Source organism: Snodgrassella sp. B3837, assembly GCF_026535955.1.
GTDB lineage: Bacteria > Pseudomonadota > Gammaproteobacteria > Burkholderiales > Neisseriaceae > Snodgrassella > Snodgrassella alvi_E.
Window position 1 is genome coordinate 1 of the sequence record NZ_JAFNPI010000009.1, and the last position, 675, is coordinate 675.

Below are 675 nucleotides of genomic sequence, written 5' to 3' on the forward strand. Positions count from 1 at the left end.
GTATCAGGGGCAGTATTTAGACAGAGAAACGGGCTTACATTACAATACTTTCAGGTACTATGACCCGGATATAGGCAGATTCACGCAGCCGGACCCGATTGGGTTGCTGGGTGGGTTTAATCTGTATCAGTATGCGCCTAACTCACTGATGTGGATTGATCCGTGGGGCTGGAAAACAGGTGAGGGATATACGCATATCACCTATCAAGGCGTCAAAAATGGCAAACCCTATATTGGTTATGCGAGCAAACCAGGTATGGGGCATTCAGCGCAAGAAGTATTAGATTATCGTTATCACAATAACTATAGTATATTTGATGTAAAACCAGAACCGATTTATCGTGGAGAAGGTGCGGCAGGAAAAGCAACCGCCCGAGGATTGGAACAAAGGACTTTTGAACAGATGGGTGGTTTAGAAGGAACTTCCAATAAACAAAACCCCATAGGTATCAATAATCCACGGCGGCAAGAATACTTAGCTGCGGCGGATGAACATTTAAATAAAACCAAATCCAAAGCAGGTGGAAAGAAATGTTAACTAAAAAACAACGTAGTCAAGAAAATACAGTATTCGGTGTCTATATAAAAGATGGGTTGTATTCATTAGCGCAATCCAGAAAAAACCATTGGATGGAGTTTTTTAATATATTTAATGATAAAGATGAATGGGATGGG

At 41.2% G+C, this 675-nt stretch carries 1 protein-coding gene; it reads left to right on the top strand.

Translation table 11 applies throughout. The features are described 5' to 3' along the window. The coding region (locus J3U67_RS03460; RefSeq protein ID WP_267403817.1) for an RHS repeat-associated core domain-containing protein at positions 1–538 on the top strand (538 nt) is incomplete at its 5' end. Between the last annotated feature and the right edge of the window lie 137 nt (positions 539–675).